Consider the following 17,091-nt stretch of genomic DNA (forward strand, 5'->3'; position numbering starts at 1 on the left):
TTACCTGACTCAGCCCTTGTTGCCCGAAGCGACCTTGTCCTTCATCAGATGCGAAGAGCGGAAGGTGAGAACCCGGCGCGGGTGGATCGGCACCTCTTCCCCGGTCTTGGGGTTGCGGCCGATGCGCGCGGCCTTGTCGCGCACCGAGAAGGTGCCGAAAGAGCTGATCTTGACCTGTTCGCCCGCCACCAGCGCGTCCGAGATGTGACCCAGCACCGTCTCGACCAGTTCGGCGCTGTCATTGCGAGACAGCCCCACCTCTTCGTGCACGGCCTCGGCAAGATCCATCCGCGTCAAAGTCTTGTCCGCCATTTTGATCTCCCTGAACTTCCGCAACCTTAAGGGCAGGGGCAATTTCAAGTCAATCTCAAGTGGATGGATGGCACTGTTGCAGCGACGCCGCGCCGATCACCAACGCAGCACGAGAGAGCCCCAGGCAAGGCCGCCGCCGATCGCCTCGGTGACGACGAGATCGCCGCGCTTGATCTGGCCGCGGGCCTGTCCGACCGAGAGGGCCAGCGGGATCGAGGCCGCCGAGGTGTTGCCGTGATCCTGAACCGTCACGACGACCCGATCCATCGACAGTCCCAGCTTCTTGGCCGTGGCCTGGATGATGCGGATGTTGGCCTGATGCGGCACGACCCAATCGATGTCCTCGGGGCCGAGACCGGCCTTCTCGAGCGACAGATGCGCGGTCTGGGCGAGCTTTTCGACAGCGTGGCGGAACACTTCGCGTCCCTCCATGCGTAGATGGCCGGTGGTGCCGGTCGAAACGCCGCCATCGACATAGAGAATCTCGCGGTGGCGCCCGTCCGAATTGAGATCGGCTGAAAGGATGCCGCGATCCGCGGAACTGCCATCGCCCTCGGCCGCCTCGAGCACCAGCGCGCCCGCGCCGTCGCCGAACAGCACGCAGGTGGTGCGGTCGGTCCAGTCGATGATGCGGCTGAAGGTCTCGGCCCCGATCACGAGCACGCGTTTCGCCTGACCGGTGAGGATCATCGCGTTGGCGGTGGTGAGCGCATAGACGAATCCGGCGCAGACCGCCTGCACGTCGAAGGCGAAACCATGCGTCATGCCAAGCTCGCGCTGCACCATGGTCGCGGCGGAGGGAAAGGTCAGGTCGGGGGTCGAGGTGGCGAGGATGATCGCATCGACCGTCTCCGCCTCGATCCCGGCATCGGCGAGCGCCGCGCGGGCGGCGCGGGCGGCCAGATCGGAGGTCGACTGCCCTTCGGCGGCGATGTGGCGCCGCTCGATGCCCGAGCGCGAGCGGATCCATTCGTCGGAGGTGGCGACGAAGCTCTCGAACTCGGCGTTCTGCATCACCCGTTCGGGCAGGTAGTGCCCGACACCCTTGACGACCGCGCGAATGGTCATGCCTCGATCTCCTTCGGGGTGTCTTGATGCAGGGCCGAGACGCCGGCGATGCGATGCGCCAGGCGTTCGGAGAAATCGGACCGCGCGAGCCGCGCGGCAAGGCTCAGCGCCGCGCAGACGCCGGTGGCGTCGGCCGAGCCGTGGCTCTTGACCACGAGGCCGCCCAGCCCGAGGAACACGCCGCCATTGACCTGCCGCGGGTCGATCCGCGACTTGAGACCGGCCATGGCGCCGCGCGTCAGGAGCGCCGCGACCTTGGAGGCGATCGAGGACAGGAACGCCTCGCGCAGCAGCCCCGAGATCAGCGTGGCGGTGCCTTCGCCGGTCTTGAGCGCGACGTTGCCGGTGAAGCCGTCGGTGACGATCACGTCGACGCGGGCCGAGGGGATGTCGCCGCCCTCGACGAAGCCGACATAGTCGAAATCGCCTTTATCGGCGGCCGAGGCGATCATGTCGGAGGCGACCTTGAGCTCGGCCCGGCCCTTGTGCTCCTCGGTGCCGACATTGAGCAGGCCGACGCGCGGCCGCTCGAGCCCGAGGCCGTTGCGCGCGTAGGAGGCGCCCATCATCGCATAGGCGAGCAGGTCGTCCTGATCGGCGCGGATGTCGGCGCCGACATCGAGCATGACGTTGAAGCCGTTGGGATTGCGCGAGGGCCACAGGCAGGCGATGGCGGGCCGGTTGACGCCCTCGGCCTTGCGCAGCCGGATCATCGACACCGCCATCAGCGCGCCGGTGTTGCCGCAGCTTATGCAGGCATCGGCGCGGCGATCGCGCAGCGCGTCGACCGCGGACCACATCGAGGTGGCCTTGCCGCTGCGCATCACGTTGCTGGGTTTGTCTGTCATCGCCACGACTCCGGTGGCGTGGACGATCTCGACCCGTGCGGCGACGTCCGAGCCCGCGAAGAGCGGCTCGAGGATCTCGCGCTGACCGTGCAGGAGAACCTGCGCGGCGGGGTCGGAGGAAAGGAATTTGATCACGCCAGCGGCCACGACGGCCGGACCCTGATCGCCGCCCATGGCGTCGATGGATAGCGTGATGGATCGGTCTTGGGACAAGCCCGTCATCGCGGCCCCGATGCTCTGGGCGCGGTCATCTCAGGCGCGCGCCGGTGTCGATGCGACAGACAACCGGGCAAGACCCCGAGGGGCGGCGCGGTCCGGGGCGAGCCCGTCCCGCGCCAAAGCCCGGCGACGGGCTTACGCCGCGTCGTCGTCCAGCTCGGTCTCGGCGGCCTGCGCGATCACTTCGCGATCGGCATAGCTGCCGCAGGAGGGGCAGACGTGGTGGGGGCGCTTGAGCTCCCCGCAATTGGTGCATTCGTTGGGGTTCGCGCCGGTCAGGCCGTCATGGGCCCGACGCTGGTTGCGGCGCGACTTGGAGATCTTGTTCTGCGGAACGGCCATGTCACAACCTCGAAGGAATCTGGCTCTAGTCTAAGTGGGCGCGGAAAACGTTTCCGGCCCGGCTGGCGGGTGGGCACACGGCCCCGGTCAGGGGATCCATCCCGCGACGTCCGGCCGCTCTTAGGCGATAAGAACCGGGCTGTCGAGCCGTGGAATGGAAAGAGGCCGCGAAAATACTGCGGTCGCGACGAAAAGCAAGAGAAACGTATCAGTCGGCGGCGTCTTCGTCCCCCTTGAGGCGGTCGCGCAGCCCCTTGAGCCCGGCAAAGGGCTTCACGTCCTCATCGGTGATCGGTTCGGCGCCGGGCTCGGCCACCGAGTGGTCGCCCGCGGCAGCGCCTTCGACGCGCGGATAATCGGGAAGCGCCAGCGCCAGCGCCTCGATCATCACCGAGGCGATGTCGAGCGCCGAGGGCAGCGGCTCGATCGTGTCGTCCTCGGACATCTCGACCTCCGTGGCCTCAGGTTCGGTCACGTCGGCGAGGTAACGGCGGATCACCTTTTCGTCGATCCGCGTCGTCACCGGATCGAGCGTCACCACGCAGTCCTGCACCACGGTCGCGCCCAGATCGCCTTCGAGCCGCCAGCCGCGATTGTCCTCGGGGGTCAGCACCGCGCGAAACCGCAGCTTGCGAAGGCCGCGTATCTCCAGACGCGCCGCGATGGCGGCGCGGGCCGGGGCGTCGGGCTCGATCAGCGTCTCGGTATCGCGGCGCTGCGACAGATCACCGAGGCGGATCACGTGTCGCGGCAGGGGGGTCGCCTCGGGCATGGTCCGCTTCCTTCCTTGAAGAGATGCATGGGGTTGTTGTAAGCGGCTTTAGAAGCCGCAAAGGCTTGAGGCAAGAGCAGGGGCAGGCGCAGATGGGCATGGATACCGGCCGTGACAGGATCGGCCGCGGCATTCGCCGCGGCGCAGCCCTCGCGGGGCTTGCAGGGCTCGTGGCCTGCAGCCCGACCGAGCGCTACCACGGCTATGTGCCGGGCGAGGCGGTGCTCGACACCATTTCCTTGGGCGAAAACCGCGAGGCGGTGATCCAGAAGGCCGGACAGCCGACCACTTTGGGCGCGATCGGCGAGAACGACCTCTATTACGTGCGCTCGGTGTTTCGCCATTACGGCTTCTTCGCCCCCGAGGAGGTGAGCCGCGAAGTCGTGGCGATCAGCTTCTCGCCTGCGGGCGCGGTGTCGAACCTCGAACGCTTCGACCTCAGCGACGGGCGCATCGTGCCGCTGACCCGCCGGGTCACCGAAGATAGCGTCGAGAACGGCGCCTTCCTGCGGCAACTGGCGGGCGCGGCGGGCAACTTCGACCCGAGCGCGCTGATCAACGACGAATGAGCCGCGGCTCAAGCCGCGCTCTCGTCCGAGGTCGCCGGCTTGAACTCGAGCGCCACGCCGTTCATGCAGTAGCGCAGGCCGGTGGGCGCGGGGCCGTCGGGAAAGACATGTCCCAGATGCGATTCGCAGGCCGCGCAATGCACCTCCGTGCGCTTCATGAAGAAGCTGCGATCCACCTGCTCCTCGACCGCCTCGGGCGTCAGCGGCGCGTAGAAGCTGGGCCAGCCGGTGCCGCTGTCGAACTTGGTCCGGCTCTCGAACAGCGGCCGTCCGCAGCCTTTGCAGGCGAAAGTGCCGGGTTCTTTCGGGAAATCGTCATGGCTGAAGGCGCGCTCGGTGCCGTGCTTGCGCATCACCTTGTATTCGAGGTCGGACAGCTCCGCCCGCCATTGCTCGTCGGTCTTGTCGATCTTGTCCATCAGGTCCTCCGTGGTCTCGTCTCCCTATGTAGTCAGCAAGGCCCGACTTGCCAGCGGGGGCACGCATGAGCGTGATCCTGTCGCGCGGGCGCATGGTGGCACGCGAGGCCGAAGGCGCGGCATTGGCGCGCGCTTTGGCCTTGCGCGAACGCTGCTTCGTGACGCTGGGCGGGGCTGTCAGCGAGGCCGACGGGTTCGACGCCGCCTGTCGCCACGTTCTGATCGAGGATGGGGAGGGCCGGGCGCTCTGTGCGTTTCGCTGGCGCCTGTTCGATCCGGGCGCTGTGGCGCAGGCGGCGAGCGCCGAGGCCTATGACCTTTCGGCCTTGGGACGCTGGCCGGGGCGGTCGATGGAGATCGGACGGTTCTGCATCGCGCCCGAGGCGCGCGACGGCGAAACGCTGCGCCTTGCGATTGCGGTTCTGACGCGTCTGGTGGTCGAGACGCACGCGACGATGCTCTTCGGCTGCGCCTCGTTTCCCGGCACGGATCCCGATCCGCACGCCCCGGCCTTTGCCTGGTTGGCCGCGCATCACCTCGCCGCGCCCGAATTGCGGCCCGGACGGCGGGCGGCAGAGACGCGCGATCTTGCCGGGTCGCCGGGCGATCCGCGTGTCGCGCGCGCGGCGCTGCCGCCCTTGCTGCGCAGCTATCTCGGGATGGGCGGCGTGGTGGGCGACCATGCGGTGATCGACCGCCGCATGAACACGATGCACGTGCTGTGCATGGTCGATCTCGACGCGATCCCGCCGGTGCGGGCCCGGGCGCTGCGCGCTCTCGCCTTTGGCCCTTGATAAGCCGCGCGCCGCCCTCTAGCTGGCGGGCATGGCACGCGCACCCCTTCTTCAGCTCACCGACATTTCCCTCACCTTTGGCGGCGACCCCGTCTTCGACGGGTTGTCACTCGCGGTTCAACAGGGCGACCGGGTCGCCCTCGTCGGCCGCAACGGATCAGGCAAGTCCACCTTGATGAAGGTGATGGCGGGCCTTGTGGAGCCCGACCGCGGCATCCGCGCCGTGCCGCCCGCCACGACGGTGGGCTACATGGAGCAGGACCCCGATTTCGCGGGCTTCGCCACCTTGGGCGACTGGGCCGCGCAGAACCTCGATCTGGGCGAGGAATACAAACTCGCCGTGGCCGCCGAGGGGCTCAAGTTCGACCCCGAGCGCGATCCCGCCACCGCCTCGGGCGGCGAGCGGCGCCGCGCGGCGCTGGCGCGGCTGATGGCCGAGGCGCCCGAGCTGATGCTGCTCGACGAGCCCACGAACCACCTCGACATCGAGGCGATCGCCTGGCTCGAGGCGGAGCTGAAGCAGACCCGCGCCGCCTTCGTGCTGATCAGCCACGACCGCGCCTTTCTCAAGGCGCTGACCCGCGCGACGCAGTGGATCGACCGCGGCGCGGTGCGGCGGCAGGAGACCGGCTTCGACGGCTTCGAGGCCTGGCGCGACAAGGTCTGGGAAGACGAGGACATGGCGCGCCACAAGCTCGATCGCAAGATCAAGTCGGAGGGCCGCTGGGCCGTCGAGGGCATCTCGGCGCGGCGCAAGCGCAACCAGGGCCGGGTGCGGGCGCTGCAGGATCTGCGCGCCGAACGGGCGGGCCAAATCCGCCGGCAGGGCACCGCCGCCATGGCGCTTGGCGAGGGGCCGACCTCGGGCAAGAAGGTCATCGAGGCCTTCGACCTGAGCAAAGAATACGCCGGAAAGCGCATCGTGGAGGGGTTCGACCTCACCGTGATGCGCGGCGACCGGATCGCCTTCGTTGGGCCGAACGGCGTAGGAAAAACAACTCTTATCAAGATGTTGCTTGGCGAAGTTGAACCCGATGAAGGCCGCGTCAAGCATGGCACCAACCTCGAGATCGCGGTGTTCGACCAGGCCCGCGCCCGGCTCGATCCCGAGGCGACGCTGTGGGACAGCCTGACCAACGACCCGCTGATGGCGGTCTCAGGCAGTTCGGATCAGGTGATGGTGCGCGGCACGCCGCGCCATGTCATCGGCTATCTCAAGGACTTCCTCTTCGACGAGGGTCAGGCCCGCGCGCCGGTCAAGTCGCTCTCGGGGGGCGAGAAGGCGCGGCTCTTGTTGGCGCGGATCATGGCGCAGACCTCGAACGTGCTGGTGCTCGACGAGCCGACCAACGATCTCGACATCGAGACGCTGGATTTGCTGCAGGATCTCTTGGGCGATTATGACGGCACCGTGCTTCTGGTGAGCCACGACCGCGATTTCCTCGACCGGGTGGCGAGCACGACCATTGCCATGGAAGGCGACGGAAAGGCGGTGCTCTATGCCGGTGGCTGGAGCGACTACCAGAGCCAGCGAGCGTTCAACGACGCCCCCGAGCCTGTGACCCACGCCCCCGCGCCGCGCGGGAGCGCACCGGCCCCGAGCGCGCGCAAGCCCAAGGCCGAGGCCGCAAAATCCAGCCTCAGCTTTACCGAGAAACATCGGCTCGAAGAGCTGCCCGGCGTGATCGACCGGCTGGGTCAGGAGATCGCCAAGCTGGAGCAATTGCTCGCCGATCCGGAGTTGTTCACCCGCGAGCCGGTGAAGTTCCGCAAGGCGACCGAGGCGATGGCCGAGCGTCAGGCGGCATTGGAGGCCGCCGAGACCGAGTGGCTGGAGCTTGAGGAGAAGGCCGAGGCCTGATTGATCAAGTCTCTGTAATGGAACGAAAAAGGCCCGCTTTCGGAATGAAGGCGGGCCTTTCTTTCGCTTGAGGGGCGATCAGCCGTCGAAGTTCACTTCTTCCATGATCCGCAGCGCCGCGGCACGGTGATCGGCCAGCGTCGGCAGCGGCGTGTCGTCGGCGGTGAACTCGCCCCATCCCTGCACCAGATCCGAGGCCTGGGCGCCTTCGAGCACCGGATACTCGTAGTTGGCTTCGGCGTAGACTTCCTGCGCCTGCGGCGAGACGAGGAACTCCATGAATGTCACGGCCTCGTCCTTGTTCGGCGCCGATTGGGTCAGCGCGACGCCCGAGACGTTGACGTGGGTGCCGCCGTTCTCGAAGGCCGGGAAGGTGATGCGTACCGCGTTGGCCCACTCGGTCTGCTCTTCATCCTCGAGCATCTTGCCCATGTAGTAGGTGTTGCCGAGCGAGATGTCGCACTCCCCGGCCCAGATCGCTTTGACCTGCGCACGGTCGTTGCCCTCGGGCTTGCGCGCGAGGTTGTCCTTCACGCCCTGCGCCCATTCCTTGGCGTATTCTTCGCCGTGATGGGCGATGATCCCCGAGACGAGGGCGAGGTTGTAGTCGTGCAGGCCCGAACGGGTGCAGATCCGGCCTTCCCATTTGTCGGAGGCGAGATCCTCATAGGTGGTGATTTCGCCGTCGGCCACGCGCTCCTGGCTGGCATAGACGATGCGGGCGCGGGTGGTGACGCCGAACCATTCGCCGTTTTCGCCGCGCAGATTGGCGGGCACGGCTTCCATCAGCACATCGCTCTCGACCGGCTGGGTCACGCCGGCGTCGACGATCTGGCTCAGGTTCGCGATGTCGACGGTCATCACCAGATCGGCAGGCGAGCGCTGGCCTTCGGCCTGCAGACGCTCGACGAGGCCGTCTTCCACGAAGGCGAGGTTGACGGCGATGCCGGTTTCTTCGGTGAAGGCGTCGACCACCGGCTGGATCAGCTCGGGCTGGCGAGTCGTGTAGACGTTGACGTCGGCGAGGGCCGAGGTGCCGGCGAGGGCTGCGGCGATGGTCAGGACGGGGCGAAGGGTCATGTGACGCTCCAATTGCGTGTTGCGATTGGCGGCGCTTAAATCCGAGCAAATTTGTAGGGTCAATACCCGAGTTTTTCAGTCGGCAGTTTTTTCCGCCCGCCGGATCTCGTTCCACAGCGCATCCATTTCATCGAGGTCGCTCTCCACGGGCCGCTTGCCACGTTTCTCAAGTTCGCGCTCTATGTATTTGAACCTGCGTGTGAACTTGTCGTTCGAGCGGCGCAATGCCACCTCGGGATCGACGCCCATGTGCCGCGCGACATTGGCCATGACGAAAAGCAGGTCGCCCATCTCGGCCTCGATCTCGTCTTCGCCTAAAGTATCACGGGCCTCGACCAGCTCGTGCGCCTCCTCGATCAGCTTGTCGAGGACCTGCGCCGTCTGCGGCCAATCGAATCCCACCCGCGCCGCGCGCTTTTGCAACTTGGCCGCGCGCATCAGTGCCGGCAGGCCGAGCGCCACGCCGTCGAGCACGCCGGTCTCGGATTTGCCCGCGCGTTCCGCCGCCTTGATCGCCTCCCAGGCCTGCGTCTGCTCTTGGGCGGTACGATCACGGCTTTCCTCGCCAAAGACATGCGGATGCCGGGCGATCATCTTGTCCGAAATCGCGCGCGCCACGCCGGCCAAGTCGAAATACCCGGCCTCGGTCGCCATCTGCGCGTGGTAGACCGATTGCAGCAACAGGTCGCCCAACTCACCGCGCAATTCGGGCCAATCCTCGCGCGCGATGGCATCGGCGACCTCATAGGCCTCTTCGATGGTGTAGGGCGCGATCGAGGCGAAATCTTGCTCGATATCCCAAGGGCAGCCGTGATCTGGATCGCGCAGCGCCCGCATGATCGCGGACAGGCGCGCGATTTCGCGGGCGGCGTCATGGTCGGTCTCGAGGATCTCGGGCTCGGTCTGGGGCATTGCGGATGGCTCCTGTCGGTGGCAAGCCGAAGGCTAGGATTTCAAAGCCCGGAGCGCCAGCCATGCCCGTCGTCAACCGCATCGCCGATTTCGCCGAAGAGATGAAGGCGTGGCGGCGCAAGCTCCATGCCACGCCCGAGATCGGCTTCGACTGCCACGAGACGGCGGGCTTCATCGCGGAGCGGCTGCGCGACTTTGGCGTCGACGAGCTTCATGAAGGGATCGCCACATCGGGCATCGTGGCGCTGATCCGGGGCCGCGGCGACGGGCCGGTGATCGGACTGCGCGCCGACATGGATGCGCTGCCGATGGATGAGGAGACGGGCCTGCCGCATGCCTCTGCCAACAAAGGCCGGATGCATGCCTGCGGTCATGACGGGCACACGACCATGCTGCTCGGGGCGGCGAAGTATCTTGCCGAGACGCGCAATTTCGCGGGCACCGTCGCGCTGATCTTCCAGCCCGCCGAGGAGGGCGGCGGCGGTGCGGGCGTGATGGTCGAAGAGGGCGTGATGGAGCGCTTCGGCATCGGCGAGGTCTATGCGCTGCACAACGAGCCGGGCCTGCCCGTGGGGCATTTTCGCACGGCGCCGGGGCCGATCATGGCGGCGGTGGATGATTTCACCATCACCGTGACCGGCAAAGGCGGGCACGGCGCGATGCCGCAGGATGCGGCCGACCCGGTGGTCGCGGCCTGCGGCATCGTCACCGCGATCCAGACCATCGTCAGCCACAACCACGACGCGCGGCAGGATCTGGTGATCTCGGTCACACAGATCCATACGGGAAGCGCCGACAACGTGATCCCCGCGACCGCATGGATCAACGGCACGGTGCGCAGCTTTGACAAGAGCGTGCAGGAGATGGTGATGCGGAGGATGCGCGAGATCTGCGAGGGGCAGGCCATGGCCTACGGCGTGCGCGCGGATCTCGATTACAACCTCGGCTATCCGGCGACGGTGAACGATGCGGACCGCGCGGGCTTTGCGGCCGAGGTCGCCGGCGAGGTCGGCCGGGCGAGCGATCCCGATAGCCCGCGCGCCATGGGGGCCGAGGACTTCTCCTTCATGCTGGAGGCCCGGCCCGGCGCCTATCTTTTTCTTGGCAATGGCGAGACGGCAGGCGTGCACCACCCGGAATATGATTTCAACGACGAGACAGCCCCTTACGGCGCGTCCTTCTTCGCGCGGCTGGTCGAGCGGGCGCAGCCCGCCCGCAGCTGACACTGGCGCGCCGACGGCGGATCCTCGCATAAGGAATGGCAGGCAACGATATGAATTTTTTGAATATGATCTCTATCGTGGCCTTGGTCTCCCTTGCCGCGCCGCTGGTCTGGGTCCGCACCGCGCCATCGGATGTCGCGCGCTGGCATGTCGATCCGATGGAGGTCGAACGGGTGCCCGAGGCGCCGCGCAAGGGCGGCTGGCTGGTCCGCACCGGCCCCGCCAACGCGGCGCCGCCGATCTTCGACACCGATCCAGCGACGCTGCTCTCGGCCTTTGACGAGATCGCGCGCGCCACGCCGCGCACGCGGGTCCTGTTCGAAAGCCCGGCGGAAGGGCGCGTGACCTATGTCACCCGCTCTGCGTGGTTGGGATTCCCGGATTACACCAGCGTCAAGGCGGTGCCGGAGGCAGGCGGTGCCGCGCTGATGATCTGGGCGCGGCAGCGCTTTGGCATCGCGGATATGGGCGTGAACCGCAAGCGCGTCGAGACGTGGATGGGCGCGCTCGAAGAGCGGTTGCCGCGGCGCGGAGCGCCCACTTGACGCGTCAGGGGCTATGAAGGATGGGTGATCCATGATCGCACAGGACAAGATCGAACAGATCATCGCCCGCTTCGAGTTTATCGAGGCGAAGATGTCGTCCGGGGCCTCGGGCTCCGAGATCGCCGATCTGGGCCGGGAATATGCCGAGCTGAAGCCGGTGGTGGAAATCGCCGCCGAGCACGCGCGCCTCGCCGCCGAGATTACGGAGGCGCAGGCGATGCTGAAGGACCCCGAGATGCGCGCCCTCGCCGAGGAGGAGCTTCCGGGGCTGAAGGCGCGGCTGGAGGATGCCGAGACGGCGTTGCGCCTCGCGCTGCTGCCCCGTGATGCGGCCGATGCGCGCCCCGCGATGATCGAGATCCGTCCCGGCACGGGCGGCGACGAGGCGGCGCTTTTTGCTGCCGACCTGCTGCGTATGTACCAACGCTATTCGGAAGGGCGCGGCTGGCGCTTCGAGATCATCGAGGAGCAGGCCACCGAGCTTGGCGGCATCAAGGAGGTCGTGGCGCGGGTCGAGGGCGAAGGCGTCTTTGCCCGGCTGAAATACGAAAGCGGCGTGCACAGGGTCCAACGCGTCCCCGAGACCGAGAGCGGCGGGCGCATCCACACCTCGGCCGCGACGGTCGCCGTGCTGCCCGAGGCCGAGGCCGTGGACGTGAAGATCGACCAGAACGACATCCGCATCGACACGATGCGCGCGTCAGGCGCGGGCGGGCAGCACGTGAACACCACGGATTCGGCGGTGCGGATCACGCATATCCCCTCCGGCATCGTCGTCACCTCGAGCCAGAAGTCCCAGCACCGCAACCGTGAACTGGCGATGGAGGTGCTGCGCTCGCGGCTCTTCGATGCCGAGCGGATGCGGGTCGACGGCGCGCGCTCGGCCGATCGGCGGGCGCAGGTCGGTTCGGGCGACCGGTCCGAGCGCATCCGCACCTACAACTTCCCGCAAGGCCGCCTGACCGATCATCGCATCAACCTGACGCTCTACCGGCTTGACGCAGTGATGGGCGGCGATCTCGACGAGATCATCGACGCGTTGACAGCCGAGGCGCAGGCGGCGCTTCTGGCGGAGATGGAGGCGTGAGCCCGCTGCCGTCAGGGCCGCTCACCGGGGCGGTGGCGCTCGTCGCGGCGACGCGCAGGCTTGCCGAGGCGGGCGTGCCCGATCCGGGGCGCGACGCGCGGCGGCTGTTCTCGCACAGCCTCGGGGTGGAGCCGGGGCGGCTGACGCTGGTGCTGCCCGAACCGGTGGACGGCGAAAAGCTCGCCGTCTTCGAGGCGTTGATCGAGCGACGCTGCGCGCGCGAGCCGGTCTCGCATCTCACCGGCAGCCGCGCCTTTTATGGCCGCCGCTTCAAGGTGACGCGCGACGTGCTCGATCCGCGCCCCGAAACCGAGACGCTGATCGAGGCGGCGTTGTCCGAACCCTTCGGCCACGTGCTCGACCTCGGCACGGGCTCGGGCTGCATCCTTCTGACCTTGCTGGCGGAAATGCCCGACGCGCGCGGCATCGGGGTCGATGTCTCGGAGGCCGCCTGCGCTGTGGCGCGCGAGAACGCCGAGGCTCTGGGGCTGGCGGACCGCGTGCATATCTCGGTCTCCGACTGGGTGAGCCGGGTTGAGGGGATGTTCGACCTCGTGGTCTCGAACCCGCCCTATATCGCGCGCGCCGAGATGGCGGATCTCGCCCCCGAGGTGCGCGATTGGGAGCCCGCGGGCGCGCTCACCGACGGGGCGGACGGGCTGTCATGCTACCGCGCGATCCTCGCCGGGGCGACCGAGGTGCTGGCCCCCGGCGGGCGGTTGGTGATGGAGCTGGGCGTGGGGCAGGCCGAGGCGGTGGGAAGCCTCGCCGTGGCGCGTGGCTTCGCGCCGATCGCCCTCATCCCCGATCTCGACGGGCGCGACCGGGTGATCGTGCTGGGATTGCCGCAATCGGGTTTCTAGGCCCGGAAAAACCTGCTTTCGGGGCGTTTGTCGTAGTTTCTGCTTGCCCAAGGGCCATGCGCATGGTTAGTCCTTGGCATCGGACGGAGGAAGGCGTGCGCGCCCTCCCGCCCCGAGACGCTGCCAGATCATCGCAGGCCCCGACGTCGCAGCAGCGCGCCACGCGTGCGCAGACCGGGGCACAAGCGCAACGCCTGAGCCAGGCCGGAACCGAAGAATCACATGAGATCATCGAAGTCACGCTCGCGCGGCAACAAGAACCGCAACAACAACCGTCCCTCGGGTGGCAACATCGTCAACCGCGTGTTCGACAGCTCGGGCCCGGACGGCAAGGTGCGCGGAACGCCGCAGCAGATCATCGAGAAATACACGCAGCTGCACCGCGACGCGCAGCTGTCGGGCGACCGCGTCGCCGCCGAGAACTTTGCCCAGCACGCCGAGCATTACCTGAGAATGCTGGCCGAGGCACAAAAGGAAATCGACGCCAAGCGCGACGAGGTCGAGGCCCAGAACCGCGAGCGGCAGGCCGAGCGCGACCGTCAGGCCGAACGCGACCGCGAGCGGGCCGCGCGGCTGCGCGCGCAGGAGGAGGCGGCGCAGCCGCAGTCCGAGCCGCAGCGCGAAAACCAGCGCGACACGCAGCGTGATGCGCCGCCGCAGCGCGAGGCCCGTCATGAAGAGCCCACGAGCGACCTCGTCGAGACGCCCGAAAACCGCGATGGCGGCCGGGATGCAGGCCGTGACACGGGTCGGGATACGGGCCGCGACGCAGATCGGGACGGTGGCCGGGACACGGGCCGCGAAATCCCCGCGCAGCCTGCCGAGGCGCAGCCCGAGGGCGACAAGCCCAAGCGGACCCGCAAGCCGCGGGTGAAGCGCGACACGCCGGAAGGCGAAAAGCCCGCGCCGCGCGCGCGCAAGCCGCGCGCCGAGAAAGCGGCCGACAAGCCCGCCGAGGGCGGCGCGGCCGAAGCCGCCGAGTAAGCCACCCTTTGACCGGATCGAAAAAAGGCGGCGCCCCGAGGGTGCCGCCTTTTTCATGTCGGGTCGTCAGGTGAGGCCTGCTAAGTCGCCGCCTTGACCGACCGGGCCAACGCGCACCAGGCTTCGAGACCGACCTGCTCGGCTCGTTCGGTCGGCGGAATGTCCGCGGCGGCCAGATGCTCCTCGATCCCCGGTGCCACGCCCTTGAGCGAGGCGCGCAGCATCTTGCGGCGCTGGTTGAAGCCCGCCGCCACGACGCGGCTCAGCACCGCCGGATCGGCCGGGAAGCGCGGCTCGGGCAGGGCGGTGAGATGCACCACCGCCGAGGAGACCTTGGGCGCGGGCACGAAGGCCTGCGGCGGCAGGTCGAGCACGATCCGCGCGCTGGCGCGCCACTGCGCGAGGATCGCGAGGCGGCCATAGGCCTTGGAGCCGGGCGCCGCGACGATCCGCTCGGCCACCTCGCGCTGGAACATCAGCGTCAGGCTTTCCCAGAAGGGCGGCCATTCGGGCGGCGTCAGCCAGCGCACCAGAAGCTCGGTGCCGACATTGTAGGGCAGGTTGGCCGCGACCCGGATCGGCGGCGTCAGATGCGCCAGCGGATCGATCTTGAGCGCGTCGCCTTCGATGAGTTGCAACCTTCCCGGATAGCGCGCCGCGATCTCCTGCAGCGCGGGCAGGCAGCGCGGGTCCTTCTCGATGGCGAGGACGCGCCGCGCGCCTTCGGCCAGAAGCCCGCGGGTCAGCCCGCCCGGTCCGGGCCCGATCTCGAGGATGTCGGAGCCCGCGAGATCGCCCGCCGCCCGCGCGATGCGCGCGGTCAGGTTGAGATCGAGCAGGAAGTTCTGCCCGAGCGCCTTCTTGGCCTGCAGCCCATGGGTGGCGATGACCTCGCGCAGTGGCGGCAGATCGTCGATGGCGGCCATTGGCGTGTCCTACCTTGCTATGGAGATGGTCGTGACGCGCGGCCCGGCGTCCTGCGCGCCGTTCGTCTAGCGCGCTTCGCGGGCCTTGGCCATCCGTGCCGCCATGCGGATCGCGGCGATCATCGACGACGGATCGGCCAGCCCCTTGCCGGCGATGCCGAAGGCGGTGCCGTGATCGGGCGAGGTGCGGATGAAGGGCAGGCCGAGCGTGACGTTGACGCCGCCCGAGAAATCGATGGTCTTGATCGGGATCAGCGCCTGATCGTGATACATGCAGATCGCCGCGTCGTAGCTCGCGCGCGCGGCGGCGTGGAACATCGTGTCGGCGGACATCGGCCCCACGAGATCGAAGCCGTCGGCGCGCAACCGGTCGAGGAGCGGCATGATCATCTTGATCTCCTCGCCCCCCATCTTGCCGTCCTCGCCCGCATGGGGGTTGAGCCCGGCAATGGCGAGGCGCGGCGCGCCGAGGCCGAAATCGCGGATCAGCGCCGCGTGGGTGATCCGGATCGTGGCGTCGAGCAGTTCCGGCGTGAGCCTTGCGGGCACCTCCGAAAGGGGCACGTGGATCGTCGCGGGCACGACCCGCAGCGCCTCGCAGGCGAGCATCATGACGACCTCGTCCACCCCCGCCAGCGCCGCGAGATATTCGGTGTGGCCCGGATAGGCGAACCCCGCCCCGTCGATCAGCGCCGCCTTGTGGATCGGGGCGGTGCACAGCGCGGCGCAGGCGCCGCCGCGCACCAGATCCACGCCGTCGCGGATCGCGTCGATCACGCCCTGGGCATGGGCCGGGGCGGGCCGCCCCGGAATGGCGGGGGGGCCGAAATCGCGCGGCAGCACCGGCAGCGCCTCGTTCGAGAGCGCCACGGCCTCGGCAGGGTCGGAGACGGCCCACCACGGCACGGCATCCGGCAGATGGCACGGATCGCCGAGCCACAGGAGCGGGATCTCGCCGCGCAGGCTCTGCCACGCGCGGGCCGCGATCTCCGGGCCGATGCCCGCAGGCTCGCCGCAAGAGATCGCGATCGGCGTCACGGGGCGATACGCGCCTGCGCGCGCAGCTCGGCGAGCAGGAGGTCGGCCCGCGCGGTGAGCTTGCGGCTGGTGATCTGGTTGCGCGCCGCCTCCCTGTCGGCATCGGCGACGGCCGCCGCAGGGGTGCGCGCGCACAGCATGGTGAACAGGAGCGAGCCGTCGTTCACAAGGTTCCACGACGCCTCGTCGCGGTCGAGCCGCGCCAGTTCGAGCGCCAGATCCTGCGGGATTGCCGAGGGTGCGACGCTGCGGCGCACGAGACGCTCCTCGGGCAGGCCGCGGGCGACGCCGTAGAGGTCGTCGCAGGTATCGACGATACCCCTGACCCGCGCGGCGTTCGCCTGCGCCTCGGCGGTGCCCGCGCCGGGGATGGCGAACTGGGCATAGTCGATCTCGGCGATCGCGGCGGGGGCCTGCGGCGCCTCGCGAATGTCGCGTAGCTGGAACAGCGCCACGCCGTTCTGGATCGGGATCGGCGGCGTCACCTCGCCCGGTTCGAGCGACAGCAGCAGCCCGTGCAGACCGGCGGGATAATTGGTCAGCGGCACCCAGTCGAGCCGACCGCCCTGCGTGCGCGTCGGCAGCGCCGAGACCTCGCGGGCCTCGGCCTCGAAGGCGGCGGTGGAGCGCAGCTTGGAGATCGCCTCGGCGCGGGCCAGCGCGGCCTGCGCGCGCGGCGGCGGGGCCGCGATGATGATCTCCGAAAGCAGAAGCTCGACCGATTCCGGCCCGCCGGTCTGCGCCAGCGCCGCATCGATCTCGGCCTCCGAGACCTCGATGCCGGAGCCGTAGCGGCGGCGGATGTAGTCGCGCCACGAGGTGTTGACCTTGACGAAGTCGCGCAGCGTCTCGCGCGCGATGCCCTGACCCGAAAGCTGGCCCAGAAACGCGTCGAGCGGCAGGTTCGCGCGCTGCGCGAACTCCTCCATCGCCGTGGTCAGCCCTTCCTCGGTCAGCTCCATGCCGGCGCGGTCGAGTTCCTGAAGCTTGAGCTTCTCCTCGACCAGCTGGGTCCGGGCCAGCTCGGCGATGTCGCCGGGGGTGTTGAAGGCTTCGAGCAGCTTGGCGCGCTGGTCCAGCTCGTAATTGGTGACGGCGCTGCCGTTCACGGTGACGGCCGGTGCGAACAGCCCCTGCGCCGTCGCGCCCATCGGCGCGGCCAGGGCGATGGCCAGAACCGCTGCCCCCACGAAATCCAAAGCCCGCATTCCGGCTCCCATCCTCGTCAG

Annotated in this window: 19 protein-coding genes; 8 read left to right on the forward strand and 11 right to left on the reverse strand. The window is 68.4% G+C overall.

The genetic code is table 11. The annotated features are described in order from the left end of the window. Positions 1-9: 9 nt before the first annotated feature. The 5 genes from ihfA to ACJASC_RS07850 form a co-directional block, all read right to left on the reverse strand. Positions 10-312 (reverse strand): integration host factor subunit alpha, encoded by a 303-nt coding sequence (gene ihfA, locus ACJASC_RS07830; protein ID WP_021693004.1) that lies wholly within the window; start codon positions 310-312, stop codon positions 10-12. A gap of 96 nt (positions 313-408) precedes the next feature. Beyond that, a complete protein-coding gene (locus ACJASC_RS07835; RefSeq protein WP_415144963.1) occupies positions 409-1,380 on the reverse strand; it encodes a beta-ketoacyl-ACP synthase III in 972 nt (323 codons plus the stop codon). Then, positions 1,377-2,450, reverse strand: coding sequence for a phosphate acyltransferase PlsX (gene plsX / locus ACJASC_RS07840; protein WP_415144965.1), 1,074 nt, complete (start codon positions 2,448-2,450; stop codon positions 1,377-1,379). Before plsX ends, ACJASC_RS07835 begins: the two co-directional genes overlap by 4 nt. 132 nt (positions 2,451-2,582) lie before the next feature. Continuing rightward, on the reverse strand, positions 2,583-2,789 hold the full coding sequence (rpmF, locus tag ACJASC_RS07845; protein ID WP_021693001.1) for a 50S ribosomal protein L32: 207 nt from the start codon (positions 2,787-2,789) through the stop codon (positions 2,583-2,585). 208 nt (positions 2,790-2,997) lie between these two features. Continuing rightward, on the reverse strand, positions 2,998-3,561 hold the full coding sequence (locus tag ACJASC_RS07850) for a YceD family protein (protein WP_415144967.1): 564 nt from the start codon (positions 3,559-3,561) through the stop codon (positions 2,998-3,000). 98 nt (positions 3,562-3,659) lie between these two features. On the opposite strand from ACJASC_RS07850, the gene bamE reads away from it, so the two are divergent. Beyond that, positions 3,660-4,130: an outer membrane protein assembly factor BamE domain-containing protein gene (bamE, locus tag ACJASC_RS07855; protein WP_045319718.1), complete on the forward strand. Its 471-nt coding sequence runs from the start codon at positions 3,660-3,662 to the stop codon at positions 4,128-4,130. A gap of 8 nt (positions 4,131-4,138) precedes the next feature. Here bamE and msrB read toward each other — a convergent pair whose 3' ends face one another. Next, positions 4,139-4,549: a peptide-methionine (R)-S-oxide reductase MsrB gene (msrB, locus tag ACJASC_RS07860; RefSeq protein WP_021692998.1), complete on the reverse strand. Its 411-nt coding sequence runs from the start codon at positions 4,547-4,549 to the stop codon at positions 4,139-4,141. A 65-nt stretch (positions 4,550-4,614) separates the two neighbouring features. Between msrB and ACJASC_RS07865 the strand changes: the two genes are divergently transcribed. After that, positions 4,615-5,343 carry a GNAT family N-acetyltransferase gene (locus ACJASC_RS07865; protein WP_415144970.1) on the forward strand — a complete coding sequence of 243 codons (729 nt, stop codon included), beginning with the start codon at positions 4,615-4,617 and terminating at the stop codon, positions 5,341-5,343. A gap of 31 nt (positions 5,344-5,374) precedes the next feature. Continuing rightward, the gene (locus ACJASC_RS07870; RefSeq protein WP_415144972.1) at positions 5,375-7,204 is read left to right on the forward strand and encodes an ABC-F family ATP-binding cassette domain-containing protein; all 1,830 of its coding nucleotides are present in this window, start codon (positions 5,375-5,377) and stop codon (positions 7,202-7,204) included. Between the two features lie 78 nt (positions 7,205-7,282). Here ACJASC_RS07870 and ACJASC_RS07875 read toward each other — a convergent pair whose 3' ends face one another. Both ACJASC_RS07875 and mazG read right to left on the reverse strand, forming a co-directional pair. Continuing rightward, entirely contained in the window at positions 7,283-8,284 is a 1,002-nt protein-coding gene (locus ACJASC_RS07875) for a Fe(3+) ABC transporter substrate-binding protein (RefSeq protein WP_415144974.1), read from the reverse strand. Positions 8,285-8,359: 75 nt separating this feature from the next. Then, positions 8,360-9,196, reverse strand: coding sequence for a nucleoside triphosphate pyrophosphohydrolase (gene mazG / locus ACJASC_RS07880; protein WP_415144976.1), 837 nt, complete (start codon positions 9,194-9,196; stop codon positions 8,360-8,362). Between the two features lie 62 nt (positions 9,197-9,258). Between mazG and ACJASC_RS07885 the strand changes: the two genes are divergently transcribed. From ACJASC_RS07885 to ACJASC_RS07905, 5 genes are all read left to right on the forward strand, one after another. Further along, positions 9,259-10,419 (forward strand): M20 aminoacylase family protein, encoded by a 1,161-nt coding sequence (locus ACJASC_RS07885; RefSeq protein ID WP_415144978.1) that lies wholly within the window; start codon positions 9,259-9,261, stop codon positions 10,417-10,419. 65 nt (positions 10,420-10,484) lie between these two features. After that, positions 10,485-10,964, forward strand: coding sequence for a DUF1499 domain-containing protein (locus ACJASC_RS07890; protein ID WP_415144980.1), 480 nt, complete (start codon positions 10,485-10,487; stop codon positions 10,962-10,964). A 31-nt stretch (positions 10,965-10,995) separates the two neighbouring features. Next, the gene (prfA, locus tag ACJASC_RS07895; protein WP_415144982.1) at positions 10,996-12,051 is read left to right on the forward strand and encodes a peptide chain release factor 1; all 1,056 of its coding nucleotides are present in this window, start codon (positions 10,996-10,998) and stop codon (positions 12,049-12,051) included. Next, complete coding sequence (gene prmC / locus ACJASC_RS07900) at positions 12,048-12,914, forward strand: peptide chain release factor N(5)-glutamine methyltransferase (RefSeq protein WP_415144984.1); 867 nt, start codon at positions 12,048-12,050, stop codon at positions 12,912-12,914. Before prfA ends, prmC begins: the two co-directional genes overlap by 4 nt. Positions 12,915-13,136: 222 nt before the next feature. Next, a complete protein-coding gene (locus ACJASC_RS07905; protein ID WP_415144986.1) occupies positions 13,137-13,898 on the forward strand; it encodes a DUF4167 domain-containing protein in 762 nt (253 codons plus the stop codon). An 80-nt stretch (positions 13,899-13,978) separates the two neighbouring features. Here ACJASC_RS07905 and rsmA read toward each other — a convergent pair whose 3' ends face one another. The 3 genes from rsmA to ACJASC_RS07920 all read right to left on the reverse strand — a co-directional run bounded on the left by rsmA (position 13,979) and on the right by ACJASC_RS07920 (position 17,070). After that, a complete protein-coding gene (rsmA, locus tag ACJASC_RS07910; protein ID WP_415144988.1) occupies positions 13,979-14,824 on the reverse strand; it encodes a 16S rRNA (adenine(1518)-N(6)/adenine(1519)-N(6))-dimethyltransferase RsmA in 846 nt (281 codons plus the stop codon). Positions 14,825-14,890: 66 nt separating this feature from the next. After that, positions 14,891-15,862: a 4-hydroxythreonine-4-phosphate dehydrogenase PdxA gene (gene pdxA, locus ACJASC_RS07915; RefSeq protein ID WP_415144990.1), complete on the reverse strand. Its 972-nt coding sequence runs from the start codon at positions 15,860-15,862 to the stop codon at positions 14,891-14,893. Next, positions 15,859-17,070: a peptidylprolyl isomerase gene (locus tag ACJASC_RS07920; protein ID WP_021692986.1), complete on the reverse strand. Its 1,212-nt coding sequence runs from the start codon at positions 17,068-17,070 to the stop codon at positions 15,859-15,861. Before ACJASC_RS07920 ends, pdxA begins: the two co-directional genes overlap by 4 nt. Positions 17,071-17,091: the final 21 nt, after the last annotated feature.

Origin of the sequence: Limimaricola cinnabarinus (assembly GCF_047631075.1) — a bacterium.
Classification (GTDB): Bacteria; Pseudomonadota; Alphaproteobacteria; order Rhodobacterales; family Rhodobacteraceae; genus Limimaricola; species Limimaricola cinnabarinus.